Source organism: Synechococcus sp. A10-1-5-1 (assembly GCF_023115425.1).
In the GTDB taxonomy this organism is placed as follows: domain Bacteria; phylum Cyanobacteriota; class Cyanobacteriia; order PCC-6307; family Cyanobiaceae; genus Vulcanococcus.
Map to the genome: position 1 here is coordinate 1,672,999 of NZ_CP096032.1, position 17,972 is coordinate 1,690,970.

At 64.2% G+C, this 17,972-nt stretch carries 19 protein-coding genes; 10 read left to right on the top strand and 9 right to left on the bottom strand.

From position 1 onward, the window contains the following. Window positions 1-33: 33 nt before the first annotated feature. The 8 genes from ureE (at window position 34) to urtE (ending at window position 7,181) form a co-directional block, all read left to right on the top strand. Window positions 34-534: an urease accessory protein UreE gene (gene ureE / locus MY494_RS08980; protein ID WP_247909911.1), complete on the top strand. Its 501-nt coding sequence runs from the start codon at window positions 34-36 to the stop codon at window positions 532-534. Further along, window positions 515-1,201, top strand: coding sequence for an urease accessory protein UreF (locus tag MY494_RS08985; RefSeq protein ID WP_247909912.1), 687 nt, complete (start codon window positions 515-517; stop codon window positions 1,199-1,201). Before ureE ends, MY494_RS08985 begins: the two co-directional genes overlap by 20 nt. A gap of 44 nt (window positions 1,202-1,245) precedes the next feature. Continuing rightward, on the top strand, window positions 1,246-1,851 hold the full coding sequence (gene ureG, locus MY494_RS08990) for an urease accessory protein UreG (RefSeq protein WP_247909913.1): 606 nt from the start codon (window positions 1,246-1,248) through the stop codon (window positions 1,849-1,851). Window positions 1,852-2,047: 196 nt separating this feature from the next. Further along, a complete protein-coding gene (urtA, locus tag MY494_RS08995; protein WP_247909914.1) occupies window positions 2,048-3,337 on the top strand; it encodes an urea ABC transporter substrate-binding protein in 1,290 nt (429 codons plus the stop codon). A 92-nt stretch (window positions 3,338-3,429) separates the two neighbouring features. Continuing rightward, complete coding sequence (locus tag MY494_RS09000; protein WP_247909915.1) at window positions 3,430-4,584, top strand: branched-chain amino acid ABC transporter permease; 1,155 nt, start codon at window positions 3,430-3,432, stop codon at window positions 4,582-4,584. Window positions 4,585-4,588: 4 nt separating this feature from the next. Beyond that, the gene (gene urtC, locus MY494_RS09005; protein ID WP_247909916.1) at window positions 4,589-5,722 is read left to right on the top strand and encodes an urea ABC transporter permease subunit UrtC; all 1,134 of its coding nucleotides are present in this window, start codon (window positions 4,589-4,591) and stop codon (window positions 5,720-5,722) included. Beyond that, complete coding sequence (gene urtD, locus MY494_RS09010) at window positions 5,719-6,474, top strand: urea ABC transporter ATP-binding protein UrtD (protein ID WP_247909917.1); 756 nt, start codon at window positions 5,719-5,721, stop codon at window positions 6,472-6,474. The genes urtC and urtD overlap by 4 nt, the downstream gene beginning before the upstream one ends. Next, on the top strand, window positions 6,471-7,181 hold the full coding sequence (gene urtE / locus MY494_RS09015) for an urea ABC transporter ATP-binding subunit UrtE (RefSeq protein WP_247909918.1): 711 nt from the start codon (window positions 6,471-6,473) through the stop codon (window positions 7,179-7,181). Before urtD ends, urtE begins: the two co-directional genes overlap by 4 nt. Window positions 7,182-7,183: 2 nt before the next feature. On the opposite strand, the gene MY494_RS09020 is transcribed toward urtE, so the two are convergent. The 9 genes from MY494_RS09020 to gcvT form a co-directional block, all read right to left on the bottom strand. Further along, window positions 7,184-8,005 (bottom strand): aminotransferase class IV, encoded by an 822-nt coding sequence (locus MY494_RS09020; RefSeq protein ID WP_247909919.1) that lies wholly within the window; start codon window positions 8,003-8,005, stop codon window positions 7,184-7,186. After that, window positions 8,002-9,306: an anthranilate synthase component I family protein gene (locus MY494_RS09025; protein ID WP_247909920.1), complete on the bottom strand. Its 1,305-nt coding sequence runs from the start codon at window positions 9,304-9,306 to the stop codon at window positions 8,002-8,004. The genes MY494_RS09020 and MY494_RS09025 overlap by 4 nt, the downstream gene beginning before the upstream one ends. Window positions 9,307-9,309: 3 nt before the next feature. Continuing rightward, the gene (gene queC / locus MY494_RS09030) at window positions 9,310-10,002 is read right to left on the bottom strand and encodes a 7-cyano-7-deazaguanine synthase QueC (protein ID WP_247909921.1); all 693 of its coding nucleotides are present in this window, start codon (window positions 10,000-10,002) and stop codon (window positions 9,310-9,312) included. Between the two features lie 14 nt (window positions 10,003-10,016). Continuing rightward, window positions 10,017-10,646 (bottom strand): 7-carboxy-7-deazaguanine synthase QueE, encoded by a 630-nt coding sequence (locus tag MY494_RS09035; RefSeq protein WP_247909922.1) that lies wholly within the window; start codon window positions 10,644-10,646, stop codon window positions 10,017-10,019. Beyond that, complete coding sequence (locus tag MY494_RS09040; protein WP_247909923.1) at window positions 10,643-12,292, bottom strand: CTP synthase; 1,650 nt, start codon at window positions 12,290-12,292, stop codon at window positions 10,643-10,645. The genes MY494_RS09035 and MY494_RS09040 overlap by 4 nt, the downstream gene beginning before the upstream one ends. Before the next feature lie 59 nt (window positions 12,293-12,351). After that, on the bottom strand, window positions 12,352-12,837 hold the full coding sequence (locus tag MY494_RS09045) for a Dps family protein (protein WP_247909924.1): 486 nt from the start codon (window positions 12,835-12,837) through the stop codon (window positions 12,352-12,354). Window positions 12,838-12,875: 38 nt separating this feature from the next. Then, the gene (locus MY494_RS09050) at window positions 12,876-14,024 is read right to left on the bottom strand and encodes an RNA polymerase sigma factor, RpoD/SigA family (RefSeq protein ID WP_247909925.1); all 1,149 of its coding nucleotides are present in this window, start codon (window positions 14,022-14,024) and stop codon (window positions 12,876-12,878) included. 92 nt (window positions 14,025-14,116) lie between these two features. Then, a complete protein-coding gene (gene aspS / locus MY494_RS09055; protein WP_247909926.1) occupies window positions 14,117-15,940 on the bottom strand; it encodes an aspartate--tRNA ligase in 1,824 nt (607 codons plus the stop codon). Between the two features lie 45 nt (window positions 15,941-15,985). After that, window positions 15,986-17,098, bottom strand: coding sequence for a glycine cleavage system aminomethyltransferase GcvT (gcvT, locus tag MY494_RS09060; protein WP_247909927.1), 1,113 nt, complete (start codon window positions 17,096-17,098; stop codon window positions 15,986-15,988). Between the two features lie 183 nt (window positions 17,099-17,281). Between gcvT and MY494_RS09065 the strand changes: the two genes are divergently transcribed. Next, the gene (locus MY494_RS09065) at window positions 17,282-17,461 is read left to right on the top strand and encodes a hypothetical protein (RefSeq protein ID WP_247909928.1); all 180 of its coding nucleotides are present in this window, start codon (window positions 17,282-17,284) and stop codon (window positions 17,459-17,461) included. 150 nt (window positions 17,462-17,611) lie between these two features. Beyond that, on the top strand, window positions 17,612-17,971 hold the full coding sequence (locus MY494_RS09070; protein ID WP_247909929.1) for a Crp/Fnr family transcriptional regulator: 360 nt from the start codon (window positions 17,612-17,614) through the stop codon (window positions 17,969-17,971). The last annotated feature ends 1 nt before the right edge of the window (window position 17,972 follow it).

Sequence of the window (17,972 nt, forward strand, 5' to 3'; positions counted from 1 at the left end):
CACAAAGGTCTGGTGCGATGTCTCGTCAGGGTGATGGCCTTCGGATCGCATCAGGTGGAGCACGGTTCAGCCATTGTTTTGGTGGAGCGTTACCCCCAGGGCGTGCTGCTGGAGTCCGAGGCCTCGGCTCTGCAGTTGCCCCTCACGGCGGATGAGCGCACCAGCCTGCGGGGGCATCGCCGCAGCCGCTGCGGACGGGATTTGGTGCTGCAGCTTCCTCGGGGCGCGGCCCTCAAGCCCGGGGATCGTTTGTTGAGCAACGACGGCCAATGGCAGGTGCAGGTCGAGGCTGCGCCGGAGGCGGTGATGCAGGTTCGCAGCACCGAGCCTTTGGCCCTGCTGCAGGCGGCTTATCACCTGGGGAATCGCCATGTGGCGATGGAGCTGCACCCCGATCGCTTGGTCCTGTTGCAGGACAGCGTGCTGGCGAAGCTCCTACGTCAACGGCAGCTGCAGGTGGAGTGTCTCGATGCGCCCTTTCAGCCCGAGGCCGGTGCCTACGAGGGCGTTCCCCATGCCCACTCCCATGGTTAGTCGGCTTCGGCTCTATCAACTGGTCAGTCCTGCTTTGCCGGTGGGGGCCTTCAGTTATTCCGAGGGTCTGGAGGTGCTGGTTCAGGCCGGTCAGCTCACCTCGGAGCAGTCGATGGAGGATTGGCTCACCGCTGAGGTGCTGCGTGGTGGGGTGGCGATTGAGGCCGCTGCGCTCGCGCCCTTGATGGCTCTTCTGCGCGGCTGGAGGGATGGAGCGCCGGAGGCGGAACAGGAGCTGCGCAGCCTCGATCGCTGGTTGCTGGTGCAGCGGGAATCGGCGGAGCTGCGGGCTCAGCAACGTCAGATGGGCCGTTCGCTGTTGCAGCTGCTGGCCGATCTGGGCTGGCCCTTGCCTTGCGCCGGTGAGCCATTGGCCTGGCCGGCGGCCTATGCCTGGGCCTGCGCGGCCATGGAGTTGGACTCCCCTGAGGTAGAGGAGGCCTACCTCTACTCCTGGGTTGCGAACCAGCTCAGTGCGGCGGTTCGCTTGGTGCCGTTAGGCCCGACCCAGGCCCAGCGGTTGCAGTTGAAGCTCGCTCCGCTCCTCGCCAAGCGGGGGCAGGAGCTGGCGGCGAAGGACCCGAAGCAGCAGTGGAATGGTGCGGTGGGCGCGGGGATGGCCCAGTTGTTTCACGCGGAGCTCTACTCCCGCCTGTTCCGCAGCTGAGCCAATCACCATGCTCAACTTCAATGGTGCTAGGGGCTGAGGCGATGACGACCAGTCGTTTGCGGGTTGGTGTAGCGGGACCGGTGGGCTCTGGGAAGACCGCCCTTGTGGAGGCCCTCTGCCTGCGCCTGCGCGATCGCTTTGAGCTGGCGGTTGTGACCAACGACATCTATACCCAGGAGGACGCCCAATTCCTGACCCGTGCTGGAGCGTTGGAGCCCGGGCGCATTCGCGGCGTGGAAACCGGAGGGTGTCCCCACACCGCCATTCGGGAGGACTGCTCGATCAACCGGGCTGCGGTCGCGGATCTGGAGGATGCCTATCCGAATCTCGATCTGGTGTTGGTCGAGAGCGGCGGTGACAACTTGGCAGCGAGCTTCAGCCCTGAGCTGGTGGATCTCTGCATCTATGTCATTGATGTGGCAGCCGGAGACAAGATTCCACGTAAGGGCGGTCCTGGCATCACCCGATCCGACCTGCTGGTGATCAACAAGATCGATTTGGCCCCGATGGTGGGAGCCAGCCTTGAGGTCATGGAGCGCGACACCGAGCGGATGCGCCCGGGCCGCAGCTGGTGTTTCACCAACCTCCATAGCGGGGAGGGCCTGGAGCAGGTCGAGGAGTTCTTGTTGCAACAGCTACCGAAGTAGTCGCTGATTGGTTGCCATTGCTACGGCGGAATGGACGTCTTCTCCTCTGATGAATTGGTGCAAGTCTGATCAGTCTCGCAATTGCTGATTTGGTGCTTCTTGCTACCTGGAGTTGCCTGCCTAGATCAATACATTCCTCCCACCGCTGAACGACGGCGGCCGCCTTCATCGAATCAAAGTTATGGCATCTCCTTTGATGCGCAAGTCTTCGTTGCGTCTGCTGACCGGTGCAACTGCTCTGGCTACTTCTCTGAGTTTGGTGGCCTGTGGCGGTGGTGACTCTGCCTCCAATGTTCAGTACGACGACACGGTCAAGGTCGGGATTCTTCACTCCCTGACCGGCACGATGGCGATCTCTGAATCCACTCTGGTGGATACCGAGAAGATGGCCATTGATGAGATCAATGCCGCCGGTGGTGTCACCGTTGATGGCAAGAAATACAAGATTGACTACATCGTTGAAGACGGCGCTTCCGATTGGCCGACCTTTGCTGAGAAGTCCAAGAAGCTGATCGATCAGGACAAGGTGCCTGTGGTCTTCGGTGGTTGGACGTCCGCCAGCCGCAAGGCGATGCTGCCCGTTTACGAGTCGAAGGACGCTTTCCTCTACTACCCGATTCAGTACGAGGGTCAGGAGTGTTCCAAGAACATCTTCTACACCGGCGCTACTCCAAACCAGCAGTCGGAGCCCGCGACCGAATTCATGTTCAAGAAGTCGCCTGCCGCCGGCAAGCCCTTCTTCCTGGTGGGATCCGATTACGTCTTCCCCCGCACCTCCAACACCATCACCAAGCAGCAGCTCAAGTCGCTGGGTGGCAAGGTCGTTGGTGAGGACTACCTGCCCCTGGGTAACACCGAAGTCGCTCCAATCATCGCCAAGATCAAGAAGGCGATGCCCAACGGTGGTGTGATCATCAACACCCTGAATGGTGACCAGAATGTTGCCTTCTTCAAGCAGATCCAGGACGCCGGTCTGACTCCGGCCAATGGCTACTACGTGATGAGCTACTCCATCGCGGAAGAAGAGATCAGCACTATTGGACCTGAGTTCCTGGAGGGCCATTACGGCGCCTGGAACTACATGATGTCGATCGACACTCCGGCATCGAAGAAGTTCGCCGCTGACTTCAAGAAGAAGTACGGCAGTGATCGCATGGTCGCTGACCCGCAGGAGTCGGCTTACAACATGGTCTACCTCTGGAAGGCCGCTGTTGAGAAGGCCAACAGCTTCGATGATGACAAGGTGCGCGAAGCCCTGATCGGCATTGAATTCGATGCACCCCAGGGCAAGGTCAAGGTGATGCCCAACCATCACCTGTCCCAGACCGTGCGCATCGGTGAGATCACCAAGGACGGTCAGTTCAAGATCCTCCAGTCCACCAACGGTCCTGTGGCACCCCAGGCCTGGAACCAGTACGAGCCCAGCTCCAAGGGCTACGCCTGCGACTGGACGGATGCCAAGAAGGGTGAGCGCTACAAGCTCTGATCGCTCTCTCCAGCTGCTCTGACTGATGGAGGAGTCCTTCCGGGGACTCCTCTTTTTCTGCTTTCTCCCCTGCTTGCCTGCTTCGGATTTCCGTGCAACTGCTGTTTGAAAGCCTCTTCAACGGAGTGGCCATCGGCTCGGTGTTGCTGATGGCCGCCCTTGGACTGGCGATTGTGTTCGGCTTGATGGGGGTGATCAACCTCGCCCATGGCGAGCTGATCATGCTCGGCGCCTACACGACCTACGTCGTGCAGCTGATTTTCAAGCTGCCGGCCTTTGAACCCGTTTACAACCTCTACGTCTTGGTGGCAATTCCGTTGGCCTTCGTGGTGAGCGGCGTCGTTGGCATCCTGTTGGAGCGCACGGTGATTCGCCGCCTCTACGGCAATCCCCTCGAGACCTTGCTGGCGACCTGGGGGGTGAGCCTGATCCTCCAGCAGTTCGTGCGCAGTGTTCCCCTGGCGACGGCGGCGGGTGTGGTGCTTGCCCTGGTGGTGGGCTTCAGCTTGCCGTTACTCATGCCCGCCCCCTGGCTCGAGGGCCCGCGGGCTCGGTTCGTGCGTGCTGGTTGCTGGGCGACCTCGGCCTTGGCTGGGGTGCTTTTGGCGGGGGGATTGGCCTCCCAGATCTCGCGGATTGCCCGCGCCACCTCTCGCAATGTCGATGTGACTGCGCCGCAATGGATGCGCGGTGGCTTGGAGTGGGCCGATCTCACCCTGCCGGTGCCCCGGTTGGTGATCATCGTGATGACGGTCGTCTCGGTCCTCGGCGTCACCCTGTTCCTCAACCGCAGTGTCTGGGGGACGCGCATTCGAGCAGTCACCCAGAACCGGTCCATGAGTGACTGCCTGGGTATCCCGACGGATACGGTCGACGTCTTGACCTTCGGCATCGGCTCTGGATTGGCCGGGATTGCCGGTGTGGCGGTCTCGCTCTTGGGTTCGGTGGGCCCAAACGTCGGCGGCTCTTACATCGTCGGTTGCTTCATGGTTGTTGTGCTCGGCGGTGTGGGCAATCTCTTTGGCGCCGTGTTGGCGTCGTTCGCCATTGGATGGCTCACGGATCTAATCGGCGCCGGTCGCCTGCTGACGCTCTGGCCAGCGATGCCGCCGCCGCTGGCCGCGACGGTGAAGTTCTTCGCCACGACGAGCATGGCGCAGGTGATGGTCTTCGCCCTGATCGTTCTGTTCTTGCAATTCCGTCCTGCGGGCCTCTTCCCGCAGAAGGGACGCATGGTGGAGGCCTGAGCAGATGTTCCAACGTTTTCAGCTTCATCAGTCCCGCTGGCCCAAGCTCCTGCTTTGGGTGGTGATCATTGCCGCGATTGTCGCGGCACCAGCGGTCCTGCCGGTGTTTCGTCTCAACCTGCTGGGCCGTTTCCTCTCGCTCGCGATCGTGGCCCTTGGGATCGATCTGATCTGGGGCTTTACCGGCTTGCTCAGCCTGGGGCAGGGCATCTTCTTCGCCTTGGGGGGCTACGCCGCGGCGATGTACCTGCAGCTCAATAGCTCCGCCGATTTCCCCAATGGCATCCCGGAGTTCTTCGGTCTCTATGGCGTGAAGCAGCTCCCGGCGTTTTGGCTGCCCTTCCATTCGCCCCTGTTCACCCTGGTGGCGATCTGGTTGATCCCGGCAGTCCTGGCTGCTGTGCTCGGCAACCTGGTGTTCCGCAATCGCATCAAGGGGGTCTACTTCTCGATCCTGACCCAGGCTGCCCTCCTGGTCTTTTTCAACTTCTTCAACGGCCAGCAGAAACTGATCAACGGCACGAACGGTCTCAAGACCGACGTGACCCAGTTGTTTGGTCAGATGGTGGGCTCGCCGGAGATGCAGCGCGGCTTCTTCTGGTTCACCGCTCTGATGGTGATCGCCGCCTGGGGGTTTGTGCGTTGGGTGGTTCGCGGTCGCTTCGGCGATGTGCTGATCGCCATTCGCGATGACGAGCCGCGGCTGCGGTTCGCGGGTTTCAATCCCACCCTGTTCAAGACGATCGTCTTCGCGATTGCCGGTGGCCTGGCCGGCATCGGTGGTGCGCTGTACACGGTGCAGTCGGGGATCGTTTCGCCCCAATACATGACCGTTCCCTTCTCGATCGAGATGGTCATTTGGGTTGCGGTTGGCGGCCGCGGCACCTTGGTTGGGGCCATCCTTGGCGCCGTTGCGATCAACTACGCCAAGAGCCTGGTCAGTGAAGCCTTGCCCCAGAGCTGGCTGTTCATCCAAGGCGGTCTGTTCATCCTGGTGGTCACGGCCTTGCCGGAGGGCGTGATCGGTTGGTGGCGCGGTGATGGGCCCCGCAACCTGCTCACGCGCTTTGGCATTGCCCGGCGGATTGGGACCTATCCGCAACTGGAACTGGAAGGACAAGAGGAGGTTCAGCCATGAGTGCGCCCTTGCTTGAACTGCGCCAGATCACCGTCAGCTTTGACGGATTTCTGGCCCTGCGTGATCTCAACCTCAGCCTCCAGTCCGGGGAGCTGCGGGCGGTCATCGGCCCCAATGGGGCAGGGAAGACCACCTTTTTGGATGTGATCAGCGGTAAGACCGCTCCCACCGAAGGGGACGTGGTGTTCAAAGGACGCTCCTTGGTGGGCCGGGCGGAGCACCGCATTGCCCGTCTGGGGATTGGCCGCAAGTTCCAGAGCCCCCGCGTCTTTGAGAAGCTCAGCGTTCAGGAGAACTTGGCCCTGGCGGTGAGCCGGCCCAAGCAGCCCTGGCCCCTGCTCTTCGGTGGCCTTGGCGGGGAGGAGCGCGACCGAGTGCATCACCTGATGGGCATCGTCAATCTCCAGAGCCGCGCCGACTGGGAGGCCGGAGCCCTCTCCCATGGTCAGAAGCAATGGCTGGAGATCGCGATGTTGGTGGGCCAAGACCCCGATCTTCTGCTGGTGGATGAACCGGTGGCTGGTCTGACGGATGAGGAGACCGACCTCACGGCTGACTTGCTCAAGTCCCTGGCCGGTGATCACACCGTGCTGGTGATTGAGCACGACATGGAGTTCATCCGCCGCCTGGAGAGTCCCGTGACCGTGCTGCACCAGGGCCATGTCCTCTGCGAGGGAACGATGGATCAGGTCCAGGCCGATCCCCGGGTGATTGAGGTTTATCTCGGAACATCAGAGGAGGAACACCCATGACCGCCCTGCTGGAGATCCGCGGTCTGAACACCTATTACGGCGAGAGTCACATCCTGCGAGATGTCGATCTCACCGTGAATGCCGGGGAGATGGTCTGCCTGATTGGCCGCAACGGGGTTGGTAAGACCACCCTGCTGAAGTCACTGATCGGTCTGCTTCGCGCGCGTCAGGGCACGATCGCGTTCAACGGCGTCGTCCTCGATCGCCAGGCGCCCTATCAACGGGCTCGCGCCGGCTTGGGCTATGTGCCGCAGGGGCGGGAGATCATTCCGCAACTGACCGTGGAGGAGAACCTGATGCTCGGGATGGAGGCTCTCCCCGGCGGGTTGGCTCGCCATCGCCGCATTGATCCCTTCGTCTACGAGCTCTTTCCGATCCTGCGGGAGTTCCTTCCCCGTAAGGGCGGGGACTTGAGCGGCGGTCAACAGCAGCAGCTGGCGATCGCCCGGGCGCTCTTGGGTCAGCCCAAGTTGTTGCTCTTGGATGAGCCCACCGAGGGGATTCAGCCCAACATCGTGCAGGACATCGAGTCCGCGGTGCGCCGGATCATTGCCGAGACCGGCATTGGGGTGCTGCTCGTGGAGCAGCACCTGCACTTCGTGCGCCAGGCGGACCGCTACTACGCGATGCAACGGGGGGGGATCGTTGCCAGCGGCCCCACTCGTGAGTTGAGCCAGGACGTGGTCAATCGCTTCCTCAGTGTCTGATCTCAGTCCATCAGAAGTGGATCAAAGAGTGCTCTGACCTCCTCCAGGGTTGAGTGGGGGAGAGCCTCTCCATCCACGCTCTTGATCGGCCTGCAGCTCAGGCTGTTGATCAGGAGCCAGCGGTCGCCGGCTTGGGGTTGGGCCTCGAGCCGAGCCTCCTGCGCGATGCCGCGTTTCAGCAGTTGCCCCCGCATGACCCCCGGCAGGCAGCCGCTGCTGAGCGCTGGCGTCAGCCATTGCCCCTGGCGCTGCACCAGCAGGTTGGCGGCGGTTCCGCAGCAGAGCTCACCGCTTGTGCTCAGCAGTAGGGCGTCATCAGCTCCTGCCGCTTGGGCCTCACGGCGGGCCTGGATTCCCTGTCCGTAGGCAAAGGTCTTGCAATGGCTCAGGCGGCTGGAGCCATTGCGCCGTTCATGGCGACTGACGATCGCCCGCAGCGGAGAAAACTGGGGGGGGGTGGCACTGAGCTGCAGCCAGAAGCGAGGCTCCAGGACTTCAGGTCGATCCAGACCGCGGCCGCCACTGCCCCCACTCCAGTTCAGCCGCAGGGCGCCATGGCCATCGGGCAGGTCGCAACGCACAATCGCTTCCTCCACCAGCGGTTGGACCACGGCCGTCTGGGGCGGCTCGGGTAGGCCCAGCAGTGCCGCACTGTGGCGCCAGCGCTCGAGGTGGGGCTCCAGCAACCGGGCGCGTCCATCCAGCACGAGCACCGTTTCAAACAACCCATCCGCGAGCAAGAGGCCGCGGTCGCTGAGGGGGAGCTGGAGCGCGTTGGGTTCGCCCCAGAGTCCATCGACCCAAGCCAGGCTGCGTCCCGTCATCCCAGGGCCTCCAGCAGCGGGTTCAGCTTCCAGCCCAGTTCCTCAGCCTCGGCTTGGGGATCGGAGTCGGCCACGATGCCGCAGCCCGCATGGCAGCGCAGGGTGGTGCCGTGTTGCAGCACGGTGCGGATCAGGATGCTGCTGTCGAAGCTGCCATCCCAATCTCGCCTGAGCAAGGAGCCGCAATAGGGCCCCCGGGCTACGGGTTCCAGTTCGGCGATGCGCTGGCAGGCGCGCAGCTTGGGTGCCCCGGTGATCGAGCCCCCTGGCCAGCAGGCCTCCAGTAGGTCCACCCAGCTGGTCTCCGCTCGCAGCTGCCCGGTGACAACAGAGGTGAGGTGGTGGACCTGCGCGTAACTCTCCAGGCCCACCAATTGCGGCACCTGAATCGAGCCGCTGTGGCAGACCCGGCCCAGATCGTTGCGCAGCAGATCGACAATCATCACGTTCTCGGCCCGGTCCTTGCTGCTGCAGACCAACTCCGCCGCCTGATCGGCATCCTGCTCGGGATCCCCCATCCGCGGCCGGGTGCCTTTGATCGGCCGGGTTTCGACCTTGCCGCTGGGACTGACCTGCAGGAAGCGTTCCGGGGAGGCCGAGATCACCGCTTCTCCGGGGGCGACCACCAGGCCGGCAAAGGGTGCGGGGCAGCGCCTTCGCAACCGTTCAAACAGCGCCAAGGGTTCAGCCGGAGCGTTCAGCTGGCTTGAGCAGCAGGCGGTGAGGTTGGCCTGAAAGATGTCCCCGCTGGCGATGCGCTCGCGGATCTGCTGGACCCCTTGGCTGAACTGCTCAAGGCTGCTATGCCATCGCCAGTCGGAGATGGCGGCTGCCGCTGCAGGGTCTGGCTTGCTGGCGGGCAGGCCTGCTGCCCAGCCAGCCATGGCTTCCAGGCGAGAGGGGTCGAGCCCTTCCAGCCAGAGCCGTCGCTCCTGCAGGTCGAATCGAAAGATCGGATCGTGGCGGGCGATCCAGAGGGTCGCCATCGCATCGGCCTTCCAGTGCGCCGCGGGTTCCACCCAGGCGGCGGCTTCGTAGCTCAGCCAGCCGCACCAGTGCCCCTCCGCCAGTTGTCGCAGCGCAGCAAAGGGATTGCTGCTGCCGGCTTCCTCTGGCAGGCCGCGGCAGACAATCTGCTCCAGCGGATCAGCGGCCAAGCTGGCCCAGCGCCCCAGGTTGCTGCCGTCTCCGTCGAGCCAGATCAGCCCTTCCGGGCCGAAGCGTGCGGCGAGGTGGCGGGCAAGGTCACCGGGTTCGATCCAGGGGAGCGGGTGCTGGCTCGGCAGTGGAGCTGTGCCCATCACTCAGGGGCTCGTGAGATCGGGGCGCCCGGCCTCGACCAGGGCCGCATCGCGAATGCGGCAGCTGTCGCAGACGCCGCAGGGCTGCTCGCCGCCGCTGTAGCAACTCCAGGTCTGCTCAATCGGGACCCCTAAGCGCAGGGCCTCCTCGACGATCTTGGTTTTGCTCCACTCCACCAGGGGCGCCCAGAGCTGGGTGCCATGGCCCTCTCGCCCCGCCTTGCTGGCCAGGTCCGCCAGGGTTTGAAAGGCGCCGAGGTAATCCGGCCGGCAGTCGGGGTAGCCGGAGTAGTCGACGGCATTGACCCCCAGCACGAGCCGTTCAGCCCCACGGGCTTCCGCCAGGCTGAGGCCGATGGCGATGAACACTGTGTTCCGCCCAGGCACATAGGTGCTGGGGATCACCCCTTCCTGCACCCCCTCGTTGGGAACCTCCATGGCGGTGTCCGTCAGGGCTGATCCACCCCAGGCGGCCAGGTTGACGCTGATGCTGTGGTGCTCGGCCAGGCCGATGGCTTCGGCCACAGCAGCGGCGGCTTGGAGTTCGCGCCGGTGGCGCTGGCCGTAGTCGAAGGAGAGACCGATGACGCGGTAGCCCTCCGCTTGGGCGAGGGCGGCGGCGGTGGCGGAATCCAGCCCGCCGGAGAGCAGGGCGATGGCGGTGGGCAAGGCTTCGGTGGAGGGCACCGTCTCCATGATGCCCACTCGCCTCAGCGCACCCCGAGCCACTTGTGGGATTGCAGGCTCAGGCGCCAGCGGGGCTGGGCTTGCACAAACTCCAGCGCCAGGGCCTGACCTTCGCGGCAGTCCCAGCCCGGTTGCAGCAGCCAAGTCGCCTGGGGGGCCTGGCTGGCACTCACCTCCGCAAACAGCAGGTCGGCGGGTTCGTGCACGACCACCTTGAGTTCATGGCAGCTCTGCAACAGCTCGGCCCGGGGTGGTTGGTGGCGCTTGGGCGAGAGGCTGATCCAATCGGGTGCTCCGCTGAGGGGATCCACTCCGCTGGTTTCCAGGTGAATGGGGAGCGAGCACCGTTGGCGGATGGCAGCGCAGAGGGCATCCAGGTTGTGGTGCAGCGGTTCTCCGCCGGTGATCACGACGAAGGAGGCCCCAGCGTTGGCTGCCTGAGCCGTCGCCTCAGCGAGGGCTTCGGGACTCTGCTGCGGGTGCACCTGGGCGGGCCAGGAGTGCTTGGTATCGCACCAGCTGCACCCCACCGTGCAGCCCCCCAGGCGGATAAAAAACGCGCTCCGTCCAGCATGGATCCCCTCCCCCTGCAGGGAGTGAAAGGTCTCCACGACGGGTAGGTCGCTGGAGCCCACTGGCTCCTGTTCACTCATGCGCCGGGGATGTTCGCCCCTTGGGCAATCGCTTCACTGGGGCTGGAGGGAAGGCGCTGTTGGGCTGCCTCGATCAGGCCGCGGAAGAGCGGGTGTGGCTGGCCGGGACGGGAGAGGAATTCCGGGTGGTACTGGCAGGCGGTGAAGAAGGGGTGGTTCTTCAGCTCAATCAGTTCCACCAGGCGCCCATCGGGGGAGGTGCCGCTGATCTCGTAGCCCGACTCCAGGAAGAGGTTCCGGTAGGCGTTGTTGAACTCGTAGCGGTGGCGGTGGCGCTCGTAGACCACCTCATCGCCGTAGAGGCGGTGGGCCAGGGTGCCGGGGGCAACCCGGCAGGGGTAGACGCCCAGGCGCATTGTCCCGCCGAGGTCCACCACATCCTGTTGTTCGGGCAGCAGGTGAATGACCGGGTGGGGAGTGTCCGCCTTCAGTTCAGCGCTGGTGGCACCGGTCAGGCCGGCCTGGTTGCGCGCCCACTCGATCACGGCGCACTGCATGCCCAGGCAGAGGCCCAGGAAGGGGACCCGTTGCTCCCGGGCCCAGCGGATGGCCGCCACCTTGCCATCAACGCCGCGGTTGCCAAAGCCCCCGGGGACGACCACGGCATCCATGCCGCGCAGCAGCACATCCGGTCCTTGCTCTTCGATTTGTTCGGCGCAGATCCAATGCAGGTCCAGGGCCGCATCGCGGTCGATGCAGGCATGGCGGAGGGCCTCCACCACCGAGAGGTAGGCGTCGTTGAGCTGCACGTACTTGCCCACCAGGGCCACCTTCACGGCACGGCCGGGGTTGCGCAGCTTGGTGACCATCTGCTCCCAACGCTGCATGTCGGACTCGTGGTCCGTCAGCCCGAGGAGATCGAGGACCTCGCGGCAGAGCCCCTCCTGCTCGAGGGTGATGGGAACGGCGTAGATGCTGTCGGCATCGAGGGCGGGGATGACGGCTCGGGTGGGGACCCCGCAGAAGCCGCCGATCTTGCCCTTGAGGTCCTCGTTGATCTCGCGGTCGCTGCGGCAGACCAGCACGTCGGGCTGGATGCCGATGGAGCGCAGCTCCTTCACCGAGTGCTGGGTGGGCTTGGTCTTGAGTTCACCGGAGGTGCCGATGTAGGGCAGCAGGGTGACGTGGACATAGGCCGTGTCGTTGCGGCCCACATCGCCGCGGAATTCGCGGATGGCTTCCAGGAAGGGCAGCGATTCGATGTCGCCAACGGTGCCCCCGATCTCGGTGATCACGACATCGGCGCCGCTGTTGGCGGCGACGCGGTGAATGCGCTCGCGAATTTCACCGGTGATGTGGGGAATCACCTGCACGGTGCCGCCGTTGTAGTCGCCGCGGCGCTCCTTGTTGATCACCGATTGATAGATCGATCCGGTGGTCACGCTGTTCAGGCGCGACATGGCGGTGTCGGTGAAGCGCTCGTAGTGCCCCAGGTCGAGGTCGGTCTCGGCGCCGTCTTCAGTGACGAAGACCTCACCGTGCTGGAACGGGCTCATCGTGCCCGGGTCCACGTTTAAGTACGGGTCGAGCTTCAGGATCGACACGCTGTAGCCGCGGCTCTTGAGCAGGCGCCCCAAGCTGGCGGCCACGATCCCTTTGCCGATGCTGGACACCACGCCACCGGTCACGAAGACGAATTTGGCCATGGCTCCTGAAGCGACCCTTCAATGTACCGGCCGGATCTAGGGGCCCTCGCCGCTCAGGCCTATTGATCCAGAAGGCTGCGCAGCATCCAGGCGGTTTTTTCGTGAATCTGAAGCCGTTGGGTGAGCAGATCGGCGGTGGGTTCATCGCTGGCGGCATCGGCCAGCGGGAAGATGCTGCGGGCAGTCCTGGCCACGGACTCATGGCCACTGACCAGCAGCTGGATCATCTCCAGGGCGGGGGGCTGTTGCGGCGCTTCGGCAACGGAGGCCAGTTGGCCGAGGGCCGTGCCGCCATGGGGAGCGACGACCCCCAGGGCACGGATGCGTTCAGCGATGACGTCCAGGGCGGTCCAGAGCTCCGTGTACTGGTCCATGAACATCAGGTGGAGCGTGTTGAACATCGGCCCGGTGACGTTCCAGTGGAAGCCGTGGGTATTGCCGTAGAGGACGTAGGTGTCTGCCAGTAGGCGGCTGAGGCCTTGGGCGATCTCCTGACGCTGGGCTTCGGGGATGCCGATGTCAATCCTGGGCATGGAGCTGGCCATCTCTCGTGCGCGCTTCTGCCCGAGTGATAGCTGGATTTTTAGCTGCTGGGAGCGGTGTCTCCGTCGATGTTCAGCAAGTAGTCGTGAACGCGGCAGCGGCGTTGCGGTTGCCGCAGCTTGAGCAGGGCGCGGGTTTCGATCTGCCGGACCCGCTCGCGGGAGAGATGCAGGTCTTCGCCGATCTGGGAGAGGGTTTGAGGGGTGTCGTTCTCCAGGCCGAAGCGCAGGCGAATCACCTCGGCTTCGCGGCCGCTGAGTTCATCGAGAAGTGCCTCAAGGTCGTCGTGGAGTTGGGTCTTGGTCAGGGCTTGTTCCGGCGTGGCATGGCCGTCCTCAAGCAGTTCCCCCAATTCGGTGTCCTGATCGCGGCCCACCCGGGTGTCGAGGGAGACGGAGCGCGGTACCCGCATCAGGGTGAGGCGAATCACCTCCTCGCTTAACCCCAACTCCTTGGCGAGATCACTGATGGAGGCGATCCGTCCGTGCTCGCTGGCGATCTTCCGCTGGGCTTTCTTGATTCTATTGAGCTTTTCGGTGACGTGAACCGGCAGTCGGATTGTTCGGCTTTGGGTGGCGATCGCACGGGTGATGCCCTGGCGGATCCACCAGTAGGAGTAGGTGCTGAAGCGGAAGCCACGGGTGGGGTCGTATTTCTCCACTGCCCGCTCGAGACCGAGGGTGCCCTCTTGGACCAGATCCAGCAGCTCCATGCCCCGTTGCTGGTACTTCTTGGCCACGGCGACCACGAGCCGCAGGTTCGCCTGGATCATGCGATCACGGGCGCGGCGACCTTGGTGGAGGGCCTGCTTGAGGTCGGTGATGTTGAGACCTGACAAGCTCGCCCACGCCTGCTGACCGACGCGAAGCGCCTCGCGCAATTCGCTGCAGTCGCGTTGAAGGTGGTCGGCCCAGAGGTGGAAGCTTGGCGCGTGTCCGAGGTGCGAGGCCAGTTGCTGACGGTTGTCCTCCAGGTCCACTAGGGCCTGGAGTTCCTTCGATTGCTTGGCGAGGGTTCGGCGTTCCCGCAGCAGCCGTTCTCGGCGCTGGACGAGGCGGGCAAGGGTGAGTTCCTCCTCATGGCTGAGCAGGTCAACGCGACCGATGTCCTGTAAGTACAGGCGCACCAGGTCGGTACTGGAGCGTTTACCGCTGGAGCGTGAAGGTGGACGGGGAGGACCTTTGGCCACAGACCGATGGCAGACGCCACTACACACCCTCGGGTCTCAACCGGCACTATCCAGGAAAGCCCCTATTTCTGTTCGGGTTGTGATCTGAAGGATCAGTCCTCTTCGTCCACCCAGGTGCTGGCCACATGCAGCTCCTCGAGCTGCTTCTCGGCCACGCCGCCGGGGGCGTTGGTCATCAAACAGCGCGCCTGCTGGGTCTTGGGGAAAGCAATGGTGTCGCGGATCGACTCCTCGCCCGCCAGCAGCATCACCATCCGGTCCAGGCCGAAGGCCAGGCCGCCGTGCGGCGGCGCGCCCATGTCGAGAGCCTCCATCAGGAAGCCGAACTGGGCATTGGCTTCCTCCAGGGGCAGGCCCACGGTTTCCAGGACCTGGCGCTGCAGCGCCGAATCATGGATGCGCAGGGAGCCGCCGCCGAGCTCCAGGCCGTTGAGCACCAGGTCGTAGGCCTGGGCGCGGGCCCCGGGCAGGGTCGTGGCCCACTGGCTGGGCTCTGTGCCTAGGTCCTCGGTATTCGGGGCGCAGAAGGGGTGGTGCAGCGCCTCGTAGCGGTTCTCGTCAGCGTTGAACTCGAACATCGGGAAATCCACCACCCAGAGGAAGTTCCAGCTGTCGTTCTCGCCGTCGGTCTTGACCATGCCCAGTTCCCGGGCGAGGTACTGGCGAACGCGGTCCAGTGCTTTGTTGACCGTGGCGGTGTCGCCAGCACCAAAGAGGATCAAGGTGCCGGGCTCGGCGCCCGTGCGCTGGAGCAGTTCGGCTTTCTTCTCGTCGCTGAGGTTGTCCTTGATGGCGCCGATCGTGTCGATCTCGCCGCCTTCGCGCACGCGGATGAAGGCCAGGCCGCCAGCCCCTGCCTTTTGGGCTTCGCTGAAGACATCACCGCCGGGCTTGATGCGCACATTGGAGACGGCGTCATTGCCGCCAGGGACGGCGATGCATTTGACCGAGCCGCCGGAGGCGACGGCGCCGCTGAAGACCTTGAAGCCCATGTCAGCGACAAGATCGCTGACGTTCACCAGCTCCATGCCGTAGCGGGTGTCTGGGCGATCGGTGCCGTAGCGCTCCATGGCGTCATGCCAGGTCAGCCGTGGGAAGGGGCGGGGCAGGTCGATGCCTTTAACGCTCTTCCAGATGGCGGCAATTAGGGATTCGTTGAGCTCCAGGATCTGCTCTTGATCCATGAAGCTCATCTCCATGTCCAGCTGGGTGAATTCCGGCTGGCGATCGGCCCGCAGGTCCTCGTCGCGGAAGCAGCGCGCCACCTGGTAATAGCGCTCGATGCCGCCCACCATCAGCAACTGCTTGAACAACTGGGGGGATTGGGGCAAGGCAAACCACTCGCCGCCGCAGACCCGGCTGGGGAGGATGTAATCGCGGGCGCCTTCGGGGGTGGAGCGGGTCAGGACCGGGGTCTCCACTTCGATGAAGCCCTGCTCTTCGAGGAAGCGGCGAGCCGCCTGGATGGTCTGGGCCCGCAACCTCAGGTTGCTGTTCATGCGCCCGCGGCGCAGGTCCAGGTAGCGGTGGCGCAGCCGCAGCTCCTCGCGGGTGTTCTCCTCGTCGTGCACCGAGACCGGGAAGGGCAGGTTGCCCTTGACGCTGTTCAAGACGGTGATGGAGCTGGCCAGCACCTCGATTTGACCGGTGGAGAGCTTGTCGTTGATCGCATCGGCGGGGCGCTCGCGCACCTTGCCCTCCACCTGGATCACCGTCTCGTTGCGCAGGTGTTCCGCCACGGCGAACATCTCGGCGCCGTTGTCAGGGTCAACCGTGATCTGAATGGTTCCGCTGCGATCGCGCAGATCAATGAAGATGACCCCGCCGTGATCACGGCTGCGGTCCACCCAGCCGCACAGCTGCACAGCCTGGCCGGTGGCGCTCTGACGCAGGTCGCCGCATCCGTGGCTGCGCATGTGGAAACAAGTGGGTGATCGGCGATTGTCCCACTTGGAGTGGGCTCAGCGCCGGTAGAAGGGGCGTTTGACCACCTCTGCAGCTTCGGCTTTGCCCCGAATCTCGACGGCCAGTCCGGTTCCGAGCTTGGCGGCGCCGGTGGCCACGCTGGCCAGGGCGATCCCGGCTTGAAGGCTGGGGGACCAGGTGCCGCTGGTGATGGTTCCGACCACCTGCCCGTCCTGGAGGACTGGGTAGCCATGGCGGGGGATGGCACGGCCCTGAAGCTTCAGCCCGACGAGGCGTCGTTTGAGCCCAGTGGCGGTTTGCTGCTCGAGGACCTCGCGGCCGATGAAGTCCTTGGGCATCTCCAGATGCACCAGCCAGCCCAGGCTGGCCTCCAGCGGGGAGGTGCTGGCATCCATGTCGCTGCCATAGAGATGCATGCCCGCCTCCAGCCGCAGGGTGTCGCGGGCGCCGAGGCCGCAGGGTTTGACGCCGCGCTCCAGGCAGGTTCTCCAGAAGCGTTGTCCTGCCTCGGCGGAGAGCAGCAGCTCAAAACCGTCCTCTCCGGTGTAACCGGTCCGTCCGACGAAGGCCTCGCCGATCTCAGGGAGCGTCAGCTCGCGGTGGCCAAAGCGCGGCAGGCCAGCCAGGGAGCAGCCGGCCAGCTCCTCCAGGTGTTGCGCGGCCTCTGGTCCTTGGAGGGCCAGGAGCGTGCCGGACCCTTTCAGATCGATCAGTTCGATCCCTGCGGGTTCCAGTTGGCTGCGCATCCAGGCCGTGTCGCTCTCGGCGCAGGCGGCGTTGATCACCAGCACCAGCTCATGGACTTGCTTGCTCTCCAGCCAGCCCCGGTCGTAAATGATCAGGTCGTCCCGGATCCCCCCTTCGGCATTGAGCAGGACGGAGTAGCAGGCCTCGCCGGGACCGATCCGAAAGAGGTCGCTGGGCACCAGGCCCTGCATGGCGTCCTTGACGTTGGCTCCCCGCAGCCGCAGGACACCCATGTGGGAGATGTCAAAGAGGCCGCATTTGCTGCGTACGGCTTGGTGCTCGTCGATCAGGCCGCTGAATTGCACGGCCATTTCCCAGCCGGCAAAGGGGACCATCCGTCCACCCGCCTCCCGCGCCGCATCGAACAGGGGCGTGCGTTGGAGGGAAGGCGAGGCGGCCATGGCAGTCCAATGCTTATGCGGATCCTATGGATCTCTTTCAACAAGGGGAAGAGAACCGGGAGCTTTCCCAATCCCGGTGGCCGCCGGATGACGGCGTGATTACGTTTGGCAGCCCAAGCCACAAGAGCGATAGGCCCGCGTCCCTGCTGCAGAAGTTGCCGCCACTGCGCCTCCCCTAAGGGGGTGGAGTTGGGTTGGTGCCGTCTGCGCAAGCTGCCGATTCATCCGGAGCTGGCGGGGGAGTTGTGGTGCCACCACTGGACCGCTCGGCCGCCGCGTCTTCCCGTGGTGGGTCAAGGGGATGGTCTGCAGCCGGCGGTGCGCGACCGGCAGCTGGCCCTGGCGGACGTGCTTGAAAGCTGAAGCAAAGCCAAAGATCCGCTTTTTATTGGCTTTTGTTCTCTAGGCGTCCTGGCTGGCTCGGCTGAAGGTGTCAAGCTGACGCCATCGAGATGGGGTACGGGAGGTTTGAGGTCCATGGTCACTTCCACCGTCGCTACCCCCATTGAGTTGATGTCCGCCCAGGTGGACTGCGAGACCCTCTCCTTCCCGACGGGTGCGGCCATCTTCAGCAGCGGACAGACCGCGAACGCCATCTATGGGGTTCGCCGCGGGATCGTCGAGGTGATTGATTCCAAGGGCGACAAGCTTTGCTGCCGCCCCGGGGAACTGTTCAGCTACGAGGACATCGTCTGGAAAGACGGGGTCTATCGCAATGACGCCGTCGCCCGTACCCCGGTGGAATTGGTCAAGCTCGATCGCCTGCGCTTCTTCAACCTGCTGCACAACCACCCCACCCTGGCGGTGCAGTTGATCGCCCAGCAGCATGAGCGCCTGCGGGAGCAGCGCTCCAGCGGCACCTGCGCCTACTGAA

What these genes read in the sequence shown, in the direction of transcription:
- ureE (WP_247909911.1), top strand. Translation starts at nt 34, where the DNA reads ATGGCCTTCGGATCGCATCAGGTGGAGCACGGTTCAGCCATTGTTTTG.
- MY494_RS08985 (WP_247909912.1), top strand. Translation starts at nt 515, where the DNA reads ATGCCCACTCCCATGGTTAGTCGGCTTCGGCTCTATCAACTGGTCAGT.
- ureG (WP_247909913.1), top strand. Translation starts at nt 1,246, where the DNA reads ATGACGACCAGTCGTTTGCGGGTTGGTGTAGCGGGACCGGTGGGCTCT.
- urtA (WP_247909914.1), top strand. Translation starts at nt 2,048, where the DNA reads ATGCGCAAGTCTTCGTTGCGTCTGCTGACCGGTGCAACTGCTCTGGCT.
- urtC (WP_247909916.1), top strand. Translation starts at nt 4,589, where the DNA reads ATGTTCCAACGTTTTCAGCTTCATCAGTCCCGCTGGCCCAAGCTCCTG.
- urtD (WP_247909917.1), top strand. Translation starts at nt 5,719, where the DNA reads ATGAGTGCGCCCTTGCTTGAACTGCGCCAGATCACCGTCAGCTTTGAC.
- urtE (WP_247909918.1), top strand. Translation starts at nt 6,471, where the DNA reads ATGACCGCCCTGCTGGAGATCCGCGGTCTGAACACCTATTACGGCGAG.
- MY494_RS09020 (WP_247909919.1), bottom strand. Translation starts at nt 8,005, where the DNA reads ATGACGGGACGCAGCCTGGCTTGGGTCGATGGACTCTGGGGCGAACCC.
- MY494_RS09025 (WP_247909920.1), bottom strand. Translation starts at nt 9,306, where the DNA reads ATGGGCACAGCTCCACTGCCGAGCCAGCACCCGCTCCCCTGGATCGAA.
- queC (WP_247909921.1), bottom strand. Translation starts at nt 10,002, where the DNA reads ATGGAGACGGTGCCCTCCACCGAAGCCTTGCCCACCGCCATCGCCCTG.
- MY494_RS09035 (WP_247909922.1), bottom strand. Translation starts at nt 10,646, where the DNA reads ATGAGTGAACAGGAGCCAGTGGGCTCCAGCGACCTACCCGTCGTGGAG.
- MY494_RS09040 (WP_247909923.1), bottom strand. Translation starts at nt 12,292, where the DNA reads ATGGCCAAATTCGTCTTCGTGACCGGTGGCGTGGTGTCCAGCATCGGC.
- MY494_RS09045 (WP_247909924.1), bottom strand. Translation starts at nt 12,837, where the DNA reads ATGGCCAGCTCCATGCCCAGGATTGACATCGGCATCCCCGAAGCCCAG.
- aspS (WP_247909926.1), bottom strand. Translation starts at nt 15,940, where the DNA reads ATGCGCAGCCACGGATGCGGCGACCTGCGTCAGAGCGCCACCGGCCAG.
- gcvT (WP_247909927.1), bottom strand. Translation starts at nt 17,098, where the DNA reads ATGGCCGCCTCGCCTTCCCTCCAACGCACGCCCCTGTTCGATGCGGCG.
- MY494_RS09070 (WP_247909929.1), top strand. Translation starts at nt 17,612, where the DNA reads ATGTCCGCCCAGGTGGACTGCGAGACCCTCTCCTTCCCGACGGGTGCG.